Raw genomic sequence first — 248 nt, forward strand, 5'->3', positions numbered from 1 at the left:
CGGCGGCCCGGCGCAGACCGACCGCCCGCTGTGGCAGCCGATAGCGGTCAGCGGCACGACCGGTGAGACGGAGGCGCCCTCGCACGCCGAGGACAACGACTTCGTGCAGGCCGGCAACCTGTACCGCCTGATGACGGAAGAGGAGAAGGAGCGCCTGATCGACAACCTGGCGGGCTTCATCTCCAAGGTCTCGCGCGACGACATCGCCCAGCGCGCGATCGAGAACTTCCGCAAGGCGGACCCCGACT

The 248-nt window shown here is 69.0% G+C and carries 1 protein-coding gene; it reads left to right on the forward strand.

From position 1 onward, the window contains the following. Positions 1-248, forward strand: a 248-nt coding sequence (locus tag GJQ66_RS13510; RefSeq protein ID WP_306461824.1) for a catalase-related domain-containing protein, incomplete at both ends; no start/stop codon positions are given.

The sequence above is a fragment of the Microbacterium sp. ZXX196 genome, from assembly GCF_009709595.1.
Lineage (GTDB): Bacteria > Actinomycetota > Actinomycetes > Actinomycetales > Microbacteriaceae > Microbacterium > Microbacterium excoecariae.